Genomic DNA, 15,442 nt, shown 5'->3' with positions numbered 1-15,442 from the left:
CGCCGACCCGGAAGCCTCACTCATGCGCAGTAAAAGCATGAAACGCGAACCGGAGAACGCTTCAATCCGGAAGCGGCAATTGACCGGGAGGAGTGCAACTAAAGATTGCACCTGTAAAGGCATTCTTCCGCATGCGCGACGAGCTCGGCCGGCGCGAGCAGAACCTCTGGCAGCAGATGCGGGCGCTGATCGCGCGCGAAGTCGAATCGAAGGTGCGGGCGTCATTGGGCTCGCACTCGTCGGGATCGACGCCGTTCAGGCGTGCGGTGCCGATCAGGCGATACGCGATCCGGCGCGGCGCTCCAGCGACGGCGGCCGTGTGTCGAGCGCTGGCGCATCGTCGTCGGGCGCGTGGCCGTGCTGCTTGAAGAACTGCCGGTACGCGCCGGGCGTCATGCCGTGCGCAGCGAGGAACTGGCGGTTGAAGTTCGCGGCATTCGCAATGCCGCAGCGCGCGGCGACCGTCGCGATCGGCCAGTCGGTGCCGGCGAGATGGCGGCACGCGTGCGCGAGCCGCAGCCGTTGCACGTAGCGGCCGACGCTTTCGCCGATATGACGCGCGAACAGCCGCTGCAGCGTGCGTTCGGACAGGTGCGCGACGGCCGCGAGCGCGTCGATGCGCAGCGGTTCGTGGAACTGCCGGTCGATCGCGTCGAGTACGCGATCGAGGCGTTCGGCGCCGGATGCGGTGGAGTCGACCGAGGACGTGGCTGCGTCGGAGCGATCGTAGGCCTGCGAGGTGGCGAGCGGTTCGCCGCCGGCTTCCGCGAGATCGGCAAGCGTATCGAGCGTGGCCGCGAGCCGCACGCGCGGCGACGGATCGAGCAACCGCGGCAGCCGCGCGCGCATCGCGCGGGCCGTCTCCACGTCGAAGCGCAGGCCCGGCGCCGCGCGCCGCAGCAGCGAGCGCAGCGGCGCGTATTCGGGGCAGCAGTCGGCCAGCCGCCGTACCCAGTCTCCGTCGAACCAGACGACGAGCGCGACCTCGGGCGCGCCGCGATCGATGCGCGCGTTCGACGACCACGTATGCGGCAGGTTCGGCGGCACGAGCACGAGATCGTCATCCGCGTAGCGTGCGACGTGATCGCCGATGAAGCGCTGGCCGCGGCTGTTGAGCGTCAGCGTCAGTTCGTACTCGGGATGGCGATGCCACTCGAACGGAATGCGCGCGAGCTGACGGTGATACACGCGGATCGAACAGCCGGACGCGAACGTCACATGCTCGTATTGCGGTTTCATCGCGGCCTCCGGTAGGGGCGGGCAGCGCGCCGTGGCATGATCGTGAGAGATCTTCACGACGGAGCGATGCCATGTTTTCACATGTTTGCGTGGGCGTCGGCGATACGGCGCGCGCCTACGATTTCTACGCGCCGCTGTTCGCCGAACTCGGGTTGCGCGTCAAATTCCACGAACCGGACGGCTGGTCGGGCTGGATGCCGGCCGACGCCGACCGGCCGCTGTTCTTCTTCGGCAAGCCGCTCGACGGACGCGCGCCTGAACCGGGGAACGGCCACACGATCGCGTTCGATGCGCCGACCCGCGATCACGTCGATCGCTGCCATGCGCTCGCGCTTCAGCACGGCGGCGCCTGCGAAGGGCCGCCGGGCCTCCGACCGCACTATCACCGCGACTACTACGGCGCGTATTTCCGGGACCCGGACGGCAACAAGCTGTGCGTGGTCTGCCATCGTCCCGAGTAACGCGCGGTTGTCAGGATTGTATCGATTATTGGCTGGATAGTATCGATGATGACCGTGCGGCGGCCGTACGCTGAGTGCTCATCAAAACGCGATTCAGCGAGGAGACAAGCGATGCACCTGACGATTGACGATCTGCCGGCCGCGATCCGCACGGCGAAACGGGCGCTACGCGCCGACTTGCCCGGCTACGCGGCCACGTTCCGCGAAGTGGAGGGCGACATCGCGCGGCAGGTCGACGCGATCCGCCGCGCGCACGCGCATGGCGATGACGTGATTCCGGTCGTGCCGTTCGCGGATGTCGCGAGCGGGACCGTCGATCCGCTCGCGATTGCCGCGATCCGCACGCACGGCGCGGTCGTGATCCGCGGCGTGTTGGATGCGCAGCAGGCACGCGACTGGAACGACGAGATCGGCGCGTATCTGGATGCGAACCGTTTCACCGAGCGGCTGCATGCGCGCGCGGAAGACCGCTATTTCGGCAACCTCGCGTCGGGCAAGCCGCAGATCTACGGCGTCTACTGGTCGAAGCCGCAGGTGGCCGCGCGCCAGTCGCCGGCGCTCACGCAGGCGCGGGTGTTCCTGAACCGTCTGTGGCGGCATGCGGACGGTACGCGCACGCATTTCGATTCCGACCAGGTGCCCGCCTATGCGGACCGGATTCGTCGCCGGCCGCCCGGGTCGACGTCGCTCGGGCTGTCGCCGCACGTCGACGGCGGCTCCGTCGAGCGCTGGCTCGGCGCGAATTTCCGCCAGGTCTATCGCCACGTGCTGGCCGGCCGCTGGCGCGATTACGATCCGTTCGATGCGGCGTTCCGCCCCGACGTCGAGGAGATTCCGTCGCCGGCCGTGTGTTCGATGTTCCGCACGTTCCAGGGCTGGACCGCGCTGACGCCGCAGGGGCCCGGCGACGGCACGCTGCAGCTGATCCCGGTCGCGAACGCGATGGCCTATGTCGTGCTGCGCGCGCTGCAGGACGACGTCGCCGACGACGACCTGTGCGGCGCGCGTCCCGGCCGCGCGCTGTCGATCCGCCCCGAATGGCACGCGCTGCTGCTCGACGCACTGGTGCCGATCCCGCACATGGAACCGGGCGACGCGGTGTTCTGGCACGGCGACGTCGTGCATGCGGTCGAGGACGCGCATCGCGGCAGCGGCGACAGCAACGTGATGTACATCGCGGCCGCGCCCGGCTGCGCGAAGAACGATGCATACCTGCAGCGGCAGCGGCTCGCGTTCCTGCGTGGCGACAGCCCGCCCGATTTCCCGGCCGACCATTTCGAGGCCGATTTCGATGGCCGTGCGGGGGAGGGCGATCTCACGGCGCTCGGCCGTGCGCAGATGGGATTCGAGCCCGGCGCGTAACGCGCGGGCGGCGGGCGAAACGGCCATTCGCGAGACGGCGGGCGGCCCGTCTGCCGAATCCGCTGCGTGGTGCGCGCAATTCGACGCAATCGGCTGTCGGTGGCGCCGAAATCGACGCGAATTGCGCAAATTGGCTTCCGATAATGGTCCGGACACAACGCTGCCGGCCCGTGCACCGCACGGAGGCGGCGCAGATCATGGAGGAGTCGATGCAATTCACGCAAGCGATCGTTCGCCGTCCCGCGCCGTCTTGCGGCGCGGGCCTGACCACCGCCGAACTCGGCGCACCCGATTACGACAAGACGCTCACGCAGTTCCATGCATACTGCGACGCGCTGCGCATGCTCGGCGTCGAACTGACCGAATTGCCGCCGCTCGATGCGTTTCCCGATTCGCATTTCGTCGAGGACGTCGCGGTCGTCACGCCGGAATTCGCGGTGATCACGCGCCCCGGCGCGCTCGCGCGGCGCGGCGAGACCGCGCACATCGAAGCGGCGCTGCGCGTGCATCGCGAACTGCTGCCGATGCAGCAGGGCCGCCTCGACGGCGGCGACGTGATGCTGGTCGGCAAGCGCTTCTTCATCGGCCTGACGAGCCGCACCGACGCGCAAGGCATCGCCGCGTTCGAGTCGCTGGTGTCGCGCCATGGCTATTCGGTCGTCGCGGTGCCGGTCGGCGCCGGCCTGCACCTGAAATCGGTCGTCAACGCGCTCGGCGACGACACGCTGCTCGTGACCGACGCGCTGGCCGCGCATCCGGCGTTCGCCGACTATCGCCGGATCGCGATCCCGGCCGCCGACGAATACGCGGGCAACACGCTGCGCGTGAACGGCACGCTGATCACGCCGGCCGGCTATCCGCGCGTGCATGACGCGATCGCGCCGCTCGGCATGCCGCTGCACGTGATCGACACGAGCGAGTTCCGCAAGATGGACGGCGGCCTGACCTGCCTGTCGCTGCGGTTCTAGCCGATTGGCGCGCGGCGGCTTCGGCCGGATAATGTGGCCCCGCGCGGAATGGCAGACGTTCCGCGCATGAGCCACGAGCCACGAGCCACGACCCGACCGGAGCGAACGCGGATGACCGACAAGAAGATGCAGCTCGACAAGATCGATCTCCGGATCCTCGACATCCTGCGTACCGATGGACGGATTTCCTACCGGAAGCTGTCGGAGCTCGTGAATCTCACGCCGCGGCCGTGCCAGGCGCGCGTGGAGCGGCTCGAGGCGCTCGGCGTGATCGAAGGGTACCGCGCGGTGATCAAGGCGCCGCGCGCGACCAAGCCGATCGTCGTGATCGCGCAGATCGTGCTGGCCGACCACGGGCGTTCGCAAGCGCCGTTCGAAGAGGAAATGCGCGCGAATCCGGCCGTGCTCGATTGCTGGCTGGTGAGCGGCACGTTCGATTTTCTCGTGCGGCTCGCGTGCGAGGACCTCGACGAGTACCGGCGGATCGCGAACGCGTGGCTGGAAAGCCCGCGGTTCCGGATCGAGAAGATCGTGACGACGGCCGAACTGCAGTCGATCAAGCGCAGCGTCGCGTGATGCGGCCGGCCCGGCAGGGCCGGTTTGGACGCGAATGATCGGGTCAATCGATTTGCATTCCGAATCGAATCGGCTGGCCGACTCACAATCAGGGGGAACACCATGGATGCCATGCAAGCGGCGACGGACACGGCCGCACCGTCCGGGACGGCGCTGAAGCGCCGTCTGCAGGGCCGCCACGTCGCGATGATCGCGATCGGCGGGTCGATCGGCACGGGGCTGTTCGTCGCGTCGGGCGCGTCGGTCGCGCAGGCGGGGCCGGGCGGGGCGATCGCCGCGTATATCGCGATCGGGGTCATGGTCTACTTCGTCGTGACCGGGCTCGGCGAGATGGCCGCGCTGATGCCGGTATCGGGCTCGTTCGCGATCTACGGCGAGAAGTACGTCGACGAAGGCTTCGGCGTCGCGCTCGGCTGGACCTACTGGTACAGCTGGGCGGTGACGATCGCGATCGAGCTGGTCGCCGCGCAGATCGTGATGCGCTACTGGTTTCCGTCGGTGCCGGGCGTGTGGTGGGGCGCGGGCTTCCTCGTGCTGATCTTCCTGCTCAATACGCTGTCGGTGCGCGGCTTCGGCGAATCGGAATACTGGTTCTCGCTGATCAAGGTCGTCACCGTGATCGCGTTCATCGCGGCCGGGCTGCTGATCGCGGCCGGCGTGCTGGGCGGCGGGCATACCGGCAGCGGGCATACCGGCGGCGGGCATACCGGCACCGGGCATCCGGTCGGCTGGCGCAACTTCACGACCGGCGACGCGCCGTTCGTCGGCGGCGTGCACGCGATGATGAGCGTCGCGCTGATCGCGGGCTTCTCGTTTCTCGGCACCGAGCTGGTCGGCATCACGGCCGGCGAATCGGAGAACCCGCGCAAGACGATCCCGCGCGCGGTGAAGCAGATCTTCTGGCGGATCATGCTGTTCTACGTGCTCGCGATCTTCGTGATCGGCCTGCTCGTGCCGTACACCGATCCGAACCTGCTGAAGAGCGACGTGACCGACATCGGCGTGAGCCCGTTCACGCTGGTATTCAGCCACGCGGGGTTCCCGCTCGCGGCCGGTGCGATGAATCTCGTGATCCTGACGGCCGTGCTGTCGGCCGGCAATTCCGGTACCTACGCGGCGACGCGGATGCTGTACAACCTTGCATCGGAAGGGCGCGCGCCGGCCGTGTTCGCGACGCTGTCGCCGGGCGGCGTGCCGCGCAACGCGCTGTACGCGACGATGGCCGTCGGCGGGCTGTGTTTCCTCACGTCGTTGACCAACAACCAGCGCATCTATCTGTGGCTGCTGAATACGGTCGGCATCACCGGCTTCATCGCGTGGCTCGGCATCGCGGTCTGCCATTACCGGTTCCGCAGGGGATTCCTGAAGCAGGGTTATCGACTCGATCAACTGCCGTATCGCGCGAAATGGTTTCCGTTCGGGCCGGTGTTCGCGGTCGCGGTCTGCATCGTGATTTCGCTCGGGCAGGATTACCAGGCGTTTTTCGCGGCGCGCATCGACTGGATGGAAGTGTTGTCGATCTATGTATGGATTCCGCTGTTCGTCGCGATCTGGTGGGCGTATCGCCGCGCGCGCAAGAGCCGGCTCGTGCGCTACGAGGAGATGGACATCGGGCCGTGGCTCACGCGCTCGGTGGAAGCCGTCGACGCGGCCGCCGCGCAGCACGGGCAGCCGCGCTGATCCTGCGTGAAATTCGCCCGTGCGCGCACGTTCCGCGGTACGTGCCGGGCCGTTACTTGTCCAGCTCCGGATAGTGCCGGAAGATCCCCATGTCGTTGAACGGGATGCGGCGTTCCGACTCGAGGTAGCGCGCGACGGGCGGATGCCGCGCGACGCGATCGTGCAGCGCGACGAGCGTCGCGACCTTGCGCTCCGCGCGCTTCATCGCTTTCGGGAACGCATAGCGCAGGCCCTCGATCAACTGGAACATCGTCAGGTCCGCGTAACTGAGCGCGCTGCCCGCGATATAGCCGCGCTTGTGCGGGTTCTGTTCGAGCACGCGATCGAAGTAGCCGAGGAATTTCGGCAGCCGGTTCTCGAGGAAATCGGCCGCGCGCTCGGCCGCTTCCGCTTGCTGGTCCTCGTAGTACAGGCCGCTGCCGATCGGATGGTGCGTGTCGTGGATCTCGGTGATGAAATCGGCGGCGGTCAGCTGGATCTGATGGACCCACAGCCGGCCGGCTTCGTCGTCGGGCGCGAGCCCGAGCCGCGCGCCGAGAAACAGCAGGATGTTCGCGGTCTGCCCGACGACCACGTCGCCCGCCTTCAGGAACGGCGGCGCGAACGGCACGCATTCGGCCTTCGCGCTGTCCATCATGCGCATCATGGCCGACACGCCCATCCCGCGCCCCGATTCGCGCGCGACGTCGACGTAATCGGCTTCGGCCGCTTCGAGCGCGAGCCGCACATATTCGCCGCGGCCCTGGATTTCAGGCCAGTAATAGAGTTCGTACCGCATGCAAGGCTCCTGTCCGGTCGATGCGCCGGGACGCACGCATCGCGATGGCGGGGAGGGCAGCCGCGCGCCGCCCGTTGGGAATAGACAGTCTATGAGATCGAGTGCGAAATGCCAGTGACGCCTGTACGGTTCGCATGGCTTGATTTGGAAATGATCATTTCCTATAATGGCGCATGGCTAGGAAAATTGCAGCGAACGTGGGCAGGCCGCGAGAATTCGATATGGATGAAGCGCTGGACGGCTTCATCCGCGTCTTTCGCGAGCGTGGCTATCACGCGACTTCTATCGGCGATCTGTCCCGGGCGACGGGGCTCACCGCAGGCAGTCTTTACAAAGCCTTTGCCGACAAGAACGCCATCTTCGTTGCCGCGTTGAACCGGTACATCGATCGGCGCGTCAGCGAGCTCAACATGATCCTTGCCGATGAAGAAAACGGACGGGACAAGGTGCGAGCGCTCCTGCGCTTTTACGCGGACGTCTCGCATGGAGACGAGGGTCGAAAGGGCTGTCTGGTCGTCGGCGGCGCCATGGTTCTGAGTGCGTTGGATAGCGAGATCGCCGGCATCGTCCACAGATCGATGCAGAGGATCGAGCGTCTCCTTCGCGATTTGATCAAGCAGGGGCAGGCCGATGGATCCGTCGATGCCGCGCTGAACGCGCAAGCCACGTCGAGCTGTCTGTTTGCCATGGTGCAGGGGCTTCGAGTGGTGGGGAAGCTCGGCCAGAGCCGGAGCGACATGTCGATGCTGGTTGACGAGGCAATGCGGCTGCTCGACTAAGGTTTGTGCGTCACCCGACAGGCGACGCGATGTGAAGCAACACGCGAAACCGCGCATGCGCGTGATTCGGTTTCGCCGAATTAGGAAACAAATATTTCCGAACGGAAGTGCTCCCGCTGCTCGGGGGCCATCATCCAGCGCAGTCGATTCTGTGGAGAGGACGAACTTATGTACCAGCATCAATCCACCGCGGATGCTTCGCATCTCGAGGCCGCGCCCTATTTTCGGGAAGACCCGCGGCTCAGCGGCTTTCGTCATCGGTTCGATACGGTAGACGGGGTGCGCCTTCATTTCGTCGAAGGAGGCCGCGCCGACGGCGAGACCATCGTCCTGCTCGCCGGCTTTCCGGAAAGCTGGTACGCGTGGCGGAGAGTCATGCCGCTTCTCGCGGACGAATTCAGGATCGTGGCGCCGGATCTTCCCGGACAAGGCGATTCGGACCGTCCACTCGTCGGTTACGACACGCAGACCGTCGCGGCAACGCTTGCGCGCCTGCTGGAGCAGCAAAAGATCGCGCGCTTTTACCTGGCCGCTCACGACGTCGGCGCGTGGGTCGCCTATCCGTTTGCCGCGATGTATCCCGATGCGGTGAAGCGATTGGCGTTGCTCGACGCGGGGATACCCGGCATCACGCTGCCCGCCGCACTGCCGATCGAGCCCGGCAACGCATGGCGCACGTGGCACTTCGCGTTTCATACCGTCGCCGACCTGCCGGAGACGTTGATTGCCGGCAAGGAGCGCGAGTATCTCGATTGGTTCTTGCGTCGCAAGGCGGCCAATCCCGAGTCGTTCTCCGACGCGGATGTCGACGAGTATCTCCGGGTGTTCACCCGGGACGGCGGGTTGCGAGCGGGGCTGGCCTTCTACCGGGCCGTGTCGGCGTCGTCGGCTCAGAACCGCACGCTGCAGGCGCTGGGGAAGCTGAAGATGCCCGTGCTCGCTGTCAGTGCGGATCAGGGGTCCATACCCGACATGGCGGGGCCGCTCGGACACGTGGCGGAAGATGTGACGGCCGCGACGATCGCGCATAGCGGGCATTTCATTCCCGAGGAACAACCGCAGGCGCTGGCGCGCGAGCTGCGCAATTTCTTCCGGTAGCACGCCGCCGCAAGCAGCCGCGCTTGCCGGGTAATGCTTATCCGGGTATCGCGTGTACCACCCAACTCACTGTTTTTATTCACTTTTTTCGTTATCGTGGTACTCCATGGGCCGATTTTGCGTGGCATAATCGACCGCATCCGCAAGGCTTGTAGTCACAACGACCCCGCATACCCATGGCACAGACTCTCTACGACAAACTGTGGAACACCCACGTGGTCCACACCGAGGAAGACGGCACGACCCTGCTCTACATCGACCGTCAGCTGCTGCATGAAGTCACGAGCCCGCAAGCGTTCGAAGGGCTGAAGATCGCGCAGCGTCCGGTGTGGCGCATCAGCGCGAACCTGGCCGTGTCGGACCACAACGTGCCGACGACGGACCGCAGCCACGGCATCGCCGATCCCGTCTCGAAGCTGCAGGTCGACACGCTCGACGCGAACTGCGACGCGTTCGGCATCACGCAGTTCAAGATGAACGACGTGCGCCAGGGCATCGTCCACATCATCGGGCCGGAGCAGGGCGCGACGCTGCCGGGCATGACGATCGTGTGCGGCGATTCGCATACGTCGACGCACGGCGCGTTCGGCGCGCTCGCGCACGGCATCGGCACGTCGGAAGTCGAGCACGTGCTCGCGACGCAGACGCTGCTGCAGAAGAAGAGCAAGAACATGCTCGTGAAGGTCGAGGGCGCGCTGCCGCGCGGCTGTACCGCGAAGGACATCGTGCTCGCGATCATCGGCAAGATCGGCACCGCGGGCGGCACGGGCTACGCGATCGAATTCGGCGGCTCGACCATTCGCGCGCTGACGATGGAAGGCCGCATGACCGTGTGCAACATGGCGATCGAGGCCGGCGCGCGCGCAGGCATGGTCGCGGTGGACGACACGACGATCGAATACCTGAAGGGCCGCCCGTTCGTGCCGACCGGCGCGGAATGGGATCAGGCGGTCGAGTACTGGCGCCAGTTCAAGTCGGACGACGGCGCGCAATTCGACCGCGTGGTCGAGCTGAATGCCGCCGACATCGTTCCGCAGGTCACGTGGGGCACGTCGCCGGAAATGGTCACGTCGATCGACGGTCGCGTGCCCGATCCCGAGCGCGAGAAGGATCCGGTCAAGCGCGACGCGATGGAGCGCGCGCTGGCGTACATGGCGCTCGAGCCGAACACGCCGATCGAATCGATCAAGGTCGACAAGATCTTCATCGGCTCGTGCACGAACGCGCGCATCGAGGACATCCGCGCGGCCGCGTACGTCGTGAAGAAGCTGAACCGCCGCGTCGCGTCGAACGTGCGGCTCGCGATGGTCGTGCCGGGCTCGGGCCTCGTGAAGGCGCAGGCCGAGCGCGAAGGGCTCGACAAGGTGTTCACCGATGCGGGCTTCGAATGGCGCGAGCCGGGCTGCTCGATGTGCCTCGCGATGAACGCCGACCGGCTCGAGCCGGGCGAGCGCTGCGCGTCGACGTCGAACCGCAACTTCGAAGGGCGGCAGGGCGCGGGCGGTCGCACGCACCTCGTGAGCCCCGCGATGGCGGCGGCCGCGGCGATCGAAGGTCACTTCGTCGACATTCGCCAGCTGGGGTAACACGTGACGGCATCGAAGGTCATCGCGCGGCTGGTTGCCGCGCTGGCGCTGGCCGGGTTGGGCTTCGGCCTGGCCGGCTGCAATACCGTCCGAGGCTTCGGGGAAGACGTCAACGCCGCCGGCAGCGCGCTCAAGCGCGCCGCGGAGTGACGTTTCCCGCCGAGAATTTGTCGATGTGCGCCGGCTGACTGCCGGCCCTTCAACCGGATAGACGGATCATGGAAAAATTCACTGTACATACCGGCGTCGTGGCGCCGCTCGATCGCGAGAACGTCGACACCGACGCGATCATCCCGAAGCAGTTCCTGAAGTCGATCAAGCGCACGGGCTTCGGTCCGAACGCGTTCGACGAGTGGCGTTACCTCGATCACGGCGAGCCGGGCCAGGACAACTCGAAGCGTCCGCTGAACCCGGACTTCGTGCTGAACCAGCCGCGCTACCAGGGCGCGTCGGTGCTGCTCGCCCGCAAGAACTTCGGCTGCGGCAGCTCGCGCGAGCACGCGCCGTGGGCGCTGCAGCAGTACGGCTTCCGCGCGATCATCGCGCCGAGCTTCGCGGACATCTTCTTCAACAACTGCTACAAGAACGGTCTGCTGCCGATCGTGCTGACCGAGCAGCAGGTCGATCACCTGTTCAACGAGACGGCCGCGTTCAACGGCTTTCAACTGACGATCGATCTCGACGCGCAGGTCGTGCGCGCGGGCGACGGCCGCGAGTATCCGTTCGAGATCGCCGCGTTCCGCAAGTACTGCCTGCTGAACGGTTTCGACGACATCGGCCTCACGCTGCGCCACGCGGACAAGATCCGCCAGTTCGAGGCAGAGCGGCTCGTGAAGCAGCCTTGGCTCAACACCAAGCTGGTCCGCTGACATCGCGTTCGAGGCGGGCGCGCTTTGCGCGCGCTCGCCGGCCTGCCTCCATCACACTCTACCCAGTCAGGAATTTCGCATGAAGATTGCAGTGCTGCCCGGCGACGGCATCGGTCCGGAAATCGTCAATGAAGCGGTGAAGGTGCTGAACGCACTCGACGAGAAGTTCGAACTCGAACAGGCGCCGGTCGGCGGCGCGGGCTACGAGGCGAGCGGCCATCCGCTGCCCGACGCGACGCTGGCGCTCGCGAAGCAGGCCGACGCGATCCTGTTCGGCGCGGTCGGCGACTGGAAGTACGACTCGCTGGAACGCGCGCTGCGCCCCGAGCAGGCGATCCTCGGGCTGCGCAAGCACCTCGAGCTGTTCGCGAACTTCCGCCCGGCGATCTGCTATCCGCAGCTCGTCGATGCATCGCCGTTGAAGCCGGAACTCGTCGCGGGCCTCGACATCCTGATCGTGCGCGAACTGAACGGCGACATCTACTTCGGCCAGCCGCGCGGCGTGCGTGCGGCGCCGGACGGCCCGTTCGCCGGCGAGCGCGAAGGCTTCGACACGATGCGCTATTCGGAGCCGGAAGTGCGCCGCATCGCGCACGTCGCGTTCCAGGCCGCGCAAAAGCGCGCGAAGAAGCTGCTGTCGGTCGACAAGTCGAACGTGCTGGAGACGTCGCAGTTCTGGCGCGACATCATGATCGACGTGTCGAAGGAGTACGCGGACGTCGAGCTGTCGCACATGTACGTCGACAACGCGGCGATGCAGCTCGCGAAGGCGCCGAAGCAGTTCGACGTGATCGTCACCGGCAACATGTTCGGCGACATCCTGTCGGACGAAGCGTCGATGCTCACGGGCTCGATCGGCATGCTGCCGTCGGCGTCGCTCGACAAGCACAACAAGGGCCTGTACGAGCCGTCGCACGGTTCGGCGCCGGACATCGCGGGCAAGGGCATCGCGAACCCGCTCGCGACGATCCTGTCGGCCGCGATGCTGTTGCGCTACTCGCTGAATCGCGCCGAGCAGGCCGATCGCATCGAGCGCGCGGTGAAAACGGTGCTCGAACAGGGCTACCGCACCGGCGACATCGCGACGCCGGGCTGCAAGCAGGTCGGCACGGCCGCGATGGGCGATGCGGTGGTCGCCGCGTTGTAAGCGCGTGGCAATGAAGTGCGGTAATTAATGTGGAAAAGGGTGCGAACGGGCCGGAAAAATTGGCCGGTTCGCGCACGGTTGGCCGTTGTGCGGGCCACCGGCTTTGTGTAGACTCGAACGATGGCGCTGATTTCCCTGATCTCCCCGGTCCTGAAACTCCACGGCAACACTGCCCGTGCGGGTGCGCGCGCCATCGTCATCACGAAAACCATTACCACGAAAACGATCATTAAACGCTGATCGCCGTCGTGCCCGCCTGTTTCCCCGCGCGGTCACGCGGGGACGGAAATGGCGGGGAAGCTCCATTCAAAGCAAAGGGTTAGTCATGAACGTAGGTCTCGTAGGTTGGCGCGGCATGGTCGGCAGCGTCCTGATGCAGCGCATGCAGGAAGAGGGCGATTTCGACCTGATCGAACCGGTGTTTTTCAGCACCAGCAATACGGGCGGCAAGGCGCCGTCGTTCGCGAAAAACGAGACCACGCTCAAGGACGCGACCAACGTCGACGAGCTGAAGAAGTGCGACGTGATCATCACGTGCCAGGGCGGCGACTACACGAACGACGTGTTCCCGAAGCTGCGCGCGGCCGGCTGGAACGGCTACTGGATCGACGCGGCATCGTCGCTGCGGATGCAGGACGACGCGGTCATCATCCTCGATCCGGTCAACCTCGACGTGATCAAGGACGCGCTCGTCAAGGGCACGAAGAACTTCATCGGCGGCAACTGCACGGTCAGCCTGATGCTGATGGCGCTCGGCGGCCTGTTCCGCGAGAACCTCGTCGACTGGATCACCGCGATGACGTACCAGGCCGCATCGGGAGCGGGCGCGCAGAACATGCGCGAGCTGCTGTCGCAGATGGGCACGCTGAACGGCGCGGTGCAGGAACAGCTTGCCGATCCGGCTTCCGCGATCCTCGACATCGACCGCCGCGTGCTGGCCGCGATGAACAGCGACGCGATGCCGACGAGTCACTTCGGCGTGCCGCTGGCCGGTTCGCTGATTCCGTGGATCGACAAGGATCTCGGCAACGGGATGTCGAAGGAAGAGTGGAAGGGCGGCGCGGAAACCAACAAGATCCTCGGCAAGCCCGCGATGGGCGAGCCGGGTTCGATCCCGGTCGACGGCCTGTGCGTGCGGATCGGCGCGATGCGCTGCCACTCGCAGGCGCTGACGATCAAGCTGAAGAAGGACGTGCCGCTCGACGAGATCAACGGCATCCTCGCATCGGCGAACGACTGGGTGAAGGTCGTGCCGAACGAGCGTGAAGCGTCGATGCGCGACCTGTCGCCGGCGAAGATCACCGGCACGCTGACGGTGCCGGTCGGCCGCCTGCGCAAGCTCGCGATGGGCGGCGAATACCTGTCGGCGTTCACGGTCGGCGATCAGCTGCTGTGGGGCGCGGCCGAGCCGCTGCGCCGCATGCTGCGCATCCTGCTCGACAAGTAAGCACGTTGGCTGTCCGGCCCGCGGGCCGGGCTGCACGATACGACGCGCCGCGTCGGCCTTGGGATTCAGGGCCGGCGCGGCGCGTTTTTCATGCGCGGTTCAGCGCAGGTTCAGCAGCGTCTGGTCGACGGCCTGCTGGGTCTTGATCGTCTGCGCATTCGCCTGGTAATTGCGCTGCGCGGTGATCAGGTTCACGAGTTCGGTCGTCAGGTTGACGTTCGAGTTTTCCAGCGCGCTGCCCTGCAGCGTGCCGTGGTTCGTGCTGCCCGGCGCGGAGATCTGCGGCACGCCCGACGCGGCCGTTTCCGCATACTGGTTGCCGCCGATGTTCACGAGCCCGTTCGGGTTGTTGAAGTTCGCGAGCGCGATCAGGCCGAGCACCGCGCTCTGGCCGTTCGAGTAGTTGCCGGTCAGCTTGCCGTCGGTGCCGATCGAGAACGTCGTCAGCGTGCCGCTCGCGAAGCCGTCCTGCGCGAGGTTGTTCACGCCGTCCTTGCCGCCGTACTGGGTCGTGCCGCCGAGGTCGAGCGTCAGGTTCTGCGGATTCGCGCCGCCCGTCGTGTTCGGGATCGAGAACGCGAACTGGCCGAGGCTCGCGGTCGGCTGGCCGGTCGCGGCCGACGTCGTCGAGCTGATCCGGCCCGATGCGTCGAACGTGACGGTGCCGAGATTCGTCGGCGTCTGGCCCTGCGCGCCCGCGTAGGCTTGCCACGTGCCGGCCGCCGGCTTCACGAAGTACAGGTTGACCGGCTGCGAACCGCCAAGCGAGTCGTAGACCTGGATCGACGTGTTGTAGTTGTACGTCGTGTTGTCGGTCGCGTTGAACGGCGTCTTGGCCGGCACCTTGTCCTGCGCGTTCAGGTTGAACTGGCCGGTGATCTTGTTCGTCGCGCGCGGCGCGATGTTGCTGGTCGGCGCCTGCAGCGGCACGGTCTGCGCGGTGTTGATCACGCCGCCGGCGCCTGCCGCATAGCCCATCAGGTTGCGGCCTTGCGCGTCGACGATCGCGCCGTTCTTGTCGCGGTGGAACGTGCCGTCGCGCGAGTACGTGGTCACGCCGTTGCTCGACATCTGGAAGAAGCCGTTGCCGTTGATCGCGACGTCGAGCGACGACTTCGTCGAATTGATCGTTCCCTGGCTGAAATGCTGCTGCACCGACGCGAGCCGCGTGCCGATGCCGATCTGCGTGTTGACCGACGTCGCGACCGAATTCGCGTACATGTCGGCGAAGTTTGCGCGGCCCTGCTTGAAGCCGACCGTGTTTGCGTTCGCGATGTTGTTGCCGATCACGTCGAGATTGCTCGACGCGCCGGCCAACCCGCTCAAACCCTGTTGATAGCCCATGTTCGTCCCCGTAACGAGCTGGTGAGTGATGCAGTCGTGCGACTGCGCGATGGCCCTCCGGTACTTCACGGCATCAGCCCGGCCGGCGCGCTCCCGCCTTTCCCGCAT

Annotated in this window: 16 protein-coding genes; 13 read left to right on the top strand and 3 right to left on the bottom strand. The window is 66.2% G+C overall.

Annotation, left to right across the window (positions count from 1 at the left end; all coding sequences use genetic code 11):
- Window positions 1–273: 273 nt before the first annotated feature.
- Window positions 274–1,239 (bottom strand): AraC family transcriptional regulator, encoded by a 966-nt coding sequence (locus tag HWX76_RS02195; RefSeq protein ID WP_050011287.1) that lies wholly within the window; start codon window positions 1,237–1,239, stop codon window positions 274–276.
- A 71-nt stretch (window positions 1,240–1,310) separates the two neighbouring features.
- Between HWX76_RS02195 and HWX76_RS02190 the strand changes: the two genes are divergently transcribed.
- The 5 genes from HWX76_RS02190 to HWX76_RS02170 all read left to right on the top strand — a co-directional run bounded on the left by HWX76_RS02190 (window position 1,311) and on the right by HWX76_RS02170 (window position 6,286).
- Window positions 1,311–1,700: a VOC family protein gene (locus HWX76_RS02190; protein ID WP_050011286.1), complete on the top strand. Its 390-nt coding sequence runs from the start codon at window positions 1,311–1,313 to the stop codon at window positions 1,698–1,700.
- A gap of 111 nt (window positions 1,701–1,811) precedes the next feature.
- Window positions 1,812–3,062: a DUF1479 domain-containing protein gene (locus HWX76_RS02185; protein ID WP_050011285.1), complete on the top strand. Its 1,251-nt coding sequence runs from the start codon at window positions 1,812–1,814 to the stop codon at window positions 3,060–3,062.
- A 209-nt stretch (window positions 3,063–3,271) separates the two neighbouring features.
- Window positions 3,272–4,030, top strand: a complete 759-nt coding sequence (locus HWX76_RS02180) for an arginine deiminase family protein (RefSeq protein WP_050011402.1) — start codon at window positions 3,272–3,274, stop codon at window positions 4,028–4,030.
- Window positions 4,031–4,141: 111 nt separating this feature from the next.
- The gene (locus tag HWX76_RS02175) at window positions 4,142–4,606 is read left to right on the top strand and encodes an Lrp/AsnC family transcriptional regulator (protein WP_050011284.1); all 465 of its coding nucleotides are present in this window, start codon (window positions 4,142–4,144) and stop codon (window positions 4,604–4,606) included.
- 102 nt (window positions 4,607–4,708) lie between these two features.
- On the top strand, window positions 4,709–6,286 hold the full coding sequence (locus HWX76_RS02170; protein ID WP_124630527.1) for an amino acid permease: 1,578 nt from the start codon (window positions 4,709–4,711) through the stop codon (window positions 6,284–6,286).
- Between the two features lie 52 nt (window positions 6,287–6,338).
- Here the strand turns inward: HWX76_RS02170 and HWX76_RS02165 are convergent, their stop codons facing one another.
- Complete coding sequence (locus HWX76_RS02165; protein ID WP_050011282.1) at window positions 6,339–7,064, bottom strand: glutathione S-transferase; 726 nt, start codon at window positions 7,062–7,064, stop codon at window positions 6,339–6,341.
- Window positions 7,065–7,237: 173 nt separating this feature from the next.
- Here HWX76_RS02165 and HWX76_RS02160 point away from each other — a divergent pair, with 173 nt between their 5' ends.
- The 8 genes from HWX76_RS02160 to asd all read left to right on the top strand — a co-directional run bounded on the left by HWX76_RS02160 (window position 7,238) and on the right by asd (window position 13,990).
- Window positions 7,238–7,843: a TetR/AcrR family transcriptional regulator gene (locus HWX76_RS02160; protein ID WP_080334131.1), complete on the top strand. Its 606-nt coding sequence runs from the start codon at window positions 7,238–7,240 to the stop codon at window positions 7,841–7,843.
- Window positions 7,844–8,011: 168 nt separating this feature from the next.
- Window positions 8,012–8,941, top strand: coding sequence for an alpha/beta hydrolase (locus tag HWX76_RS02155; RefSeq protein WP_089489163.1), 930 nt, complete (start codon window positions 8,012–8,014; stop codon window positions 8,939–8,941).
- Window positions 8,942–9,117: 176 nt separating this feature from the next.
- A complete protein-coding gene (gene leuC, locus HWX76_RS02150) occupies window positions 9,118–10,527 on the top strand; it encodes a 3-isopropylmalate dehydratase large subunit (protein ID WP_050011280.1) in 1,410 nt (469 codons plus the stop codon).
- Window positions 10,528–10,530: 3 nt separating this feature from the next.
- Complete coding sequence (locus HWX76_RS02145; RefSeq protein ID WP_011548098.1) at window positions 10,531–10,677, top strand: entericidin A/B family lipoprotein; 147 nt, start codon at window positions 10,531–10,533, stop codon at window positions 10,675–10,677.
- 68 nt (window positions 10,678–10,745) lie between these two features.
- On the top strand, window positions 10,746–11,396 hold the full coding sequence (gene leuD / locus HWX76_RS02140; RefSeq protein ID WP_050011279.1) for a 3-isopropylmalate dehydratase small subunit: 651 nt from the start codon (window positions 10,746–10,748) through the stop codon (window positions 11,394–11,396).
- 79 nt (window positions 11,397–11,475) lie between these two features.
- Window positions 11,476–12,543 carry a 3-isopropylmalate dehydrogenase gene (gene leuB / locus HWX76_RS02135; RefSeq protein ID WP_011548096.1) on the top strand — a complete coding sequence of 356 codons (1,068 nt, stop codon included), beginning with the start codon at window positions 11,476–11,478 and terminating at the stop codon, window positions 12,541–12,543.
- A gap of 120 nt (window positions 12,544–12,663) precedes the next feature.
- Window positions 12,664–12,783, top strand: a complete 120-nt coding sequence (locus tag HWX76_RS02130; protein WP_006756675.1) for a hypothetical protein — start codon at window positions 12,664–12,666, stop codon at window positions 12,781–12,783.
- An 85-nt stretch (window positions 12,784–12,868) separates the two neighbouring features.
- On the top strand, window positions 12,869–13,990 hold the full coding sequence (gene asd, locus HWX76_RS02125; protein ID WP_069618461.1) for an aspartate-semialdehyde dehydrogenase: 1,122 nt from the start codon (window positions 12,869–12,871) through the stop codon (window positions 13,988–13,990).
- A 99-nt stretch (window positions 13,991–14,089) separates the two neighbouring features.
- Here the strand turns inward: asd and flgE are convergent, their stop codons facing one another.
- Window positions 14,090–15,334: a flagellar hook protein FlgE gene (gene flgE, locus HWX76_RS02120; protein WP_050011277.1), complete on the bottom strand. Its 1,245-nt coding sequence runs from the start codon at window positions 15,332–15,334 to the stop codon at window positions 14,090–14,092.
- Window positions 15,335–15,442 lie beyond the last annotated feature (108 nt).

The organism is Burkholderia sp. BCC0398, from assembly GCF_902833245.1.
GTDB lineage: Bacteria > Pseudomonadota > Gammaproteobacteria > Burkholderiales > Burkholderiaceae > Burkholderia > Burkholderia sola.
Note: the sequence above shows the minus strand (reverse complement) of the source record. Positions and strands in the feature narration are given on the sequence as shown.

Coding starts and splice junctions, on each gene's coding strand:
- leuC (WP_050011280.1), top strand. CDS start 9,118: ATGGCACAGACTCTCTACGACAAACTGTGGAACACCCACGTGGTCCAC.
- HWX76_RS02185 (WP_050011285.1), top strand. CDS start 1,812: ATGCACCTGACGATTGACGATCTGCCGGCCGCGATCCGCACGGCGAAA.
- HWX76_RS02180 (WP_050011402.1), top strand. CDS start 3,272: ATGCAATTCACGCAAGCGATCGTTCGCCGTCCCGCGCCGTCTTGCGGC.
- HWX76_RS02190 (WP_050011286.1), top strand. CDS start 1,311: ATGTTTTCACATGTTTGCGTGGGCGTCGGCGATACGGCGCGCGCCTAC.
- HWX76_RS02130 (WP_006756675.1), top strand. CDS start 12,664: ATGGCGCTGATTTCCCTGATCTCCCCGGTCCTGAAACTCCACGGCAAC.
- leuB (WP_011548096.1), top strand. CDS start 11,476: ATGAAGATTGCAGTGCTGCCCGGCGACGGCATCGGTCCGGAAATCGTC.
- HWX76_RS02175 (WP_050011284.1), top strand. CDS start 4,142: ATGACCGACAAGAAGATGCAGCTCGACAAGATCGATCTCCGGATCCTC.
- HWX76_RS02160 (WP_080334131.1), top strand. CDS start 7,238: ATGGCTAGGAAAATTGCAGCGAACGTGGGCAGGCCGCGAGAATTCGAT.
- leuD (WP_050011279.1), top strand. CDS start 10,746: ATGGAAAAATTCACTGTACATACCGGCGTCGTGGCGCCGCTCGATCGC.
- HWX76_RS02165 (WP_050011282.1), bottom strand. CDS start 7,064: ATGCGGTACGAACTCTATTACTGGCCTGAAATCCAGGGCCGCGGCGAA.
- HWX76_RS02170 (WP_124630527.1), top strand. CDS start 4,709: ATGGATGCCATGCAAGCGGCGACGGACACGGCCGCACCGTCCGGGACG.
- flgE (WP_050011277.1), bottom strand. CDS start 15,334: ATGGGCTATCAACAGGGTTTGAGCGGGTTGGCCGGCGCGTCGAGCAAT.
- HWX76_RS02195 (WP_050011287.1), bottom strand. CDS start 1,239: ATGAAACCGCAATACGAGCATGTGACGTTCGCGTCCGGCTGTTCGATC.
- HWX76_RS02155 (WP_089489163.1), top strand. CDS start 8,012: ATGTACCAGCATCAATCCACCGCGGATGCTTCGCATCTCGAGGCCGCG.
- asd (WP_069618461.1), top strand. CDS start 12,869: ATGAACGTAGGTCTCGTAGGTTGGCGCGGCATGGTCGGCAGCGTCCTG.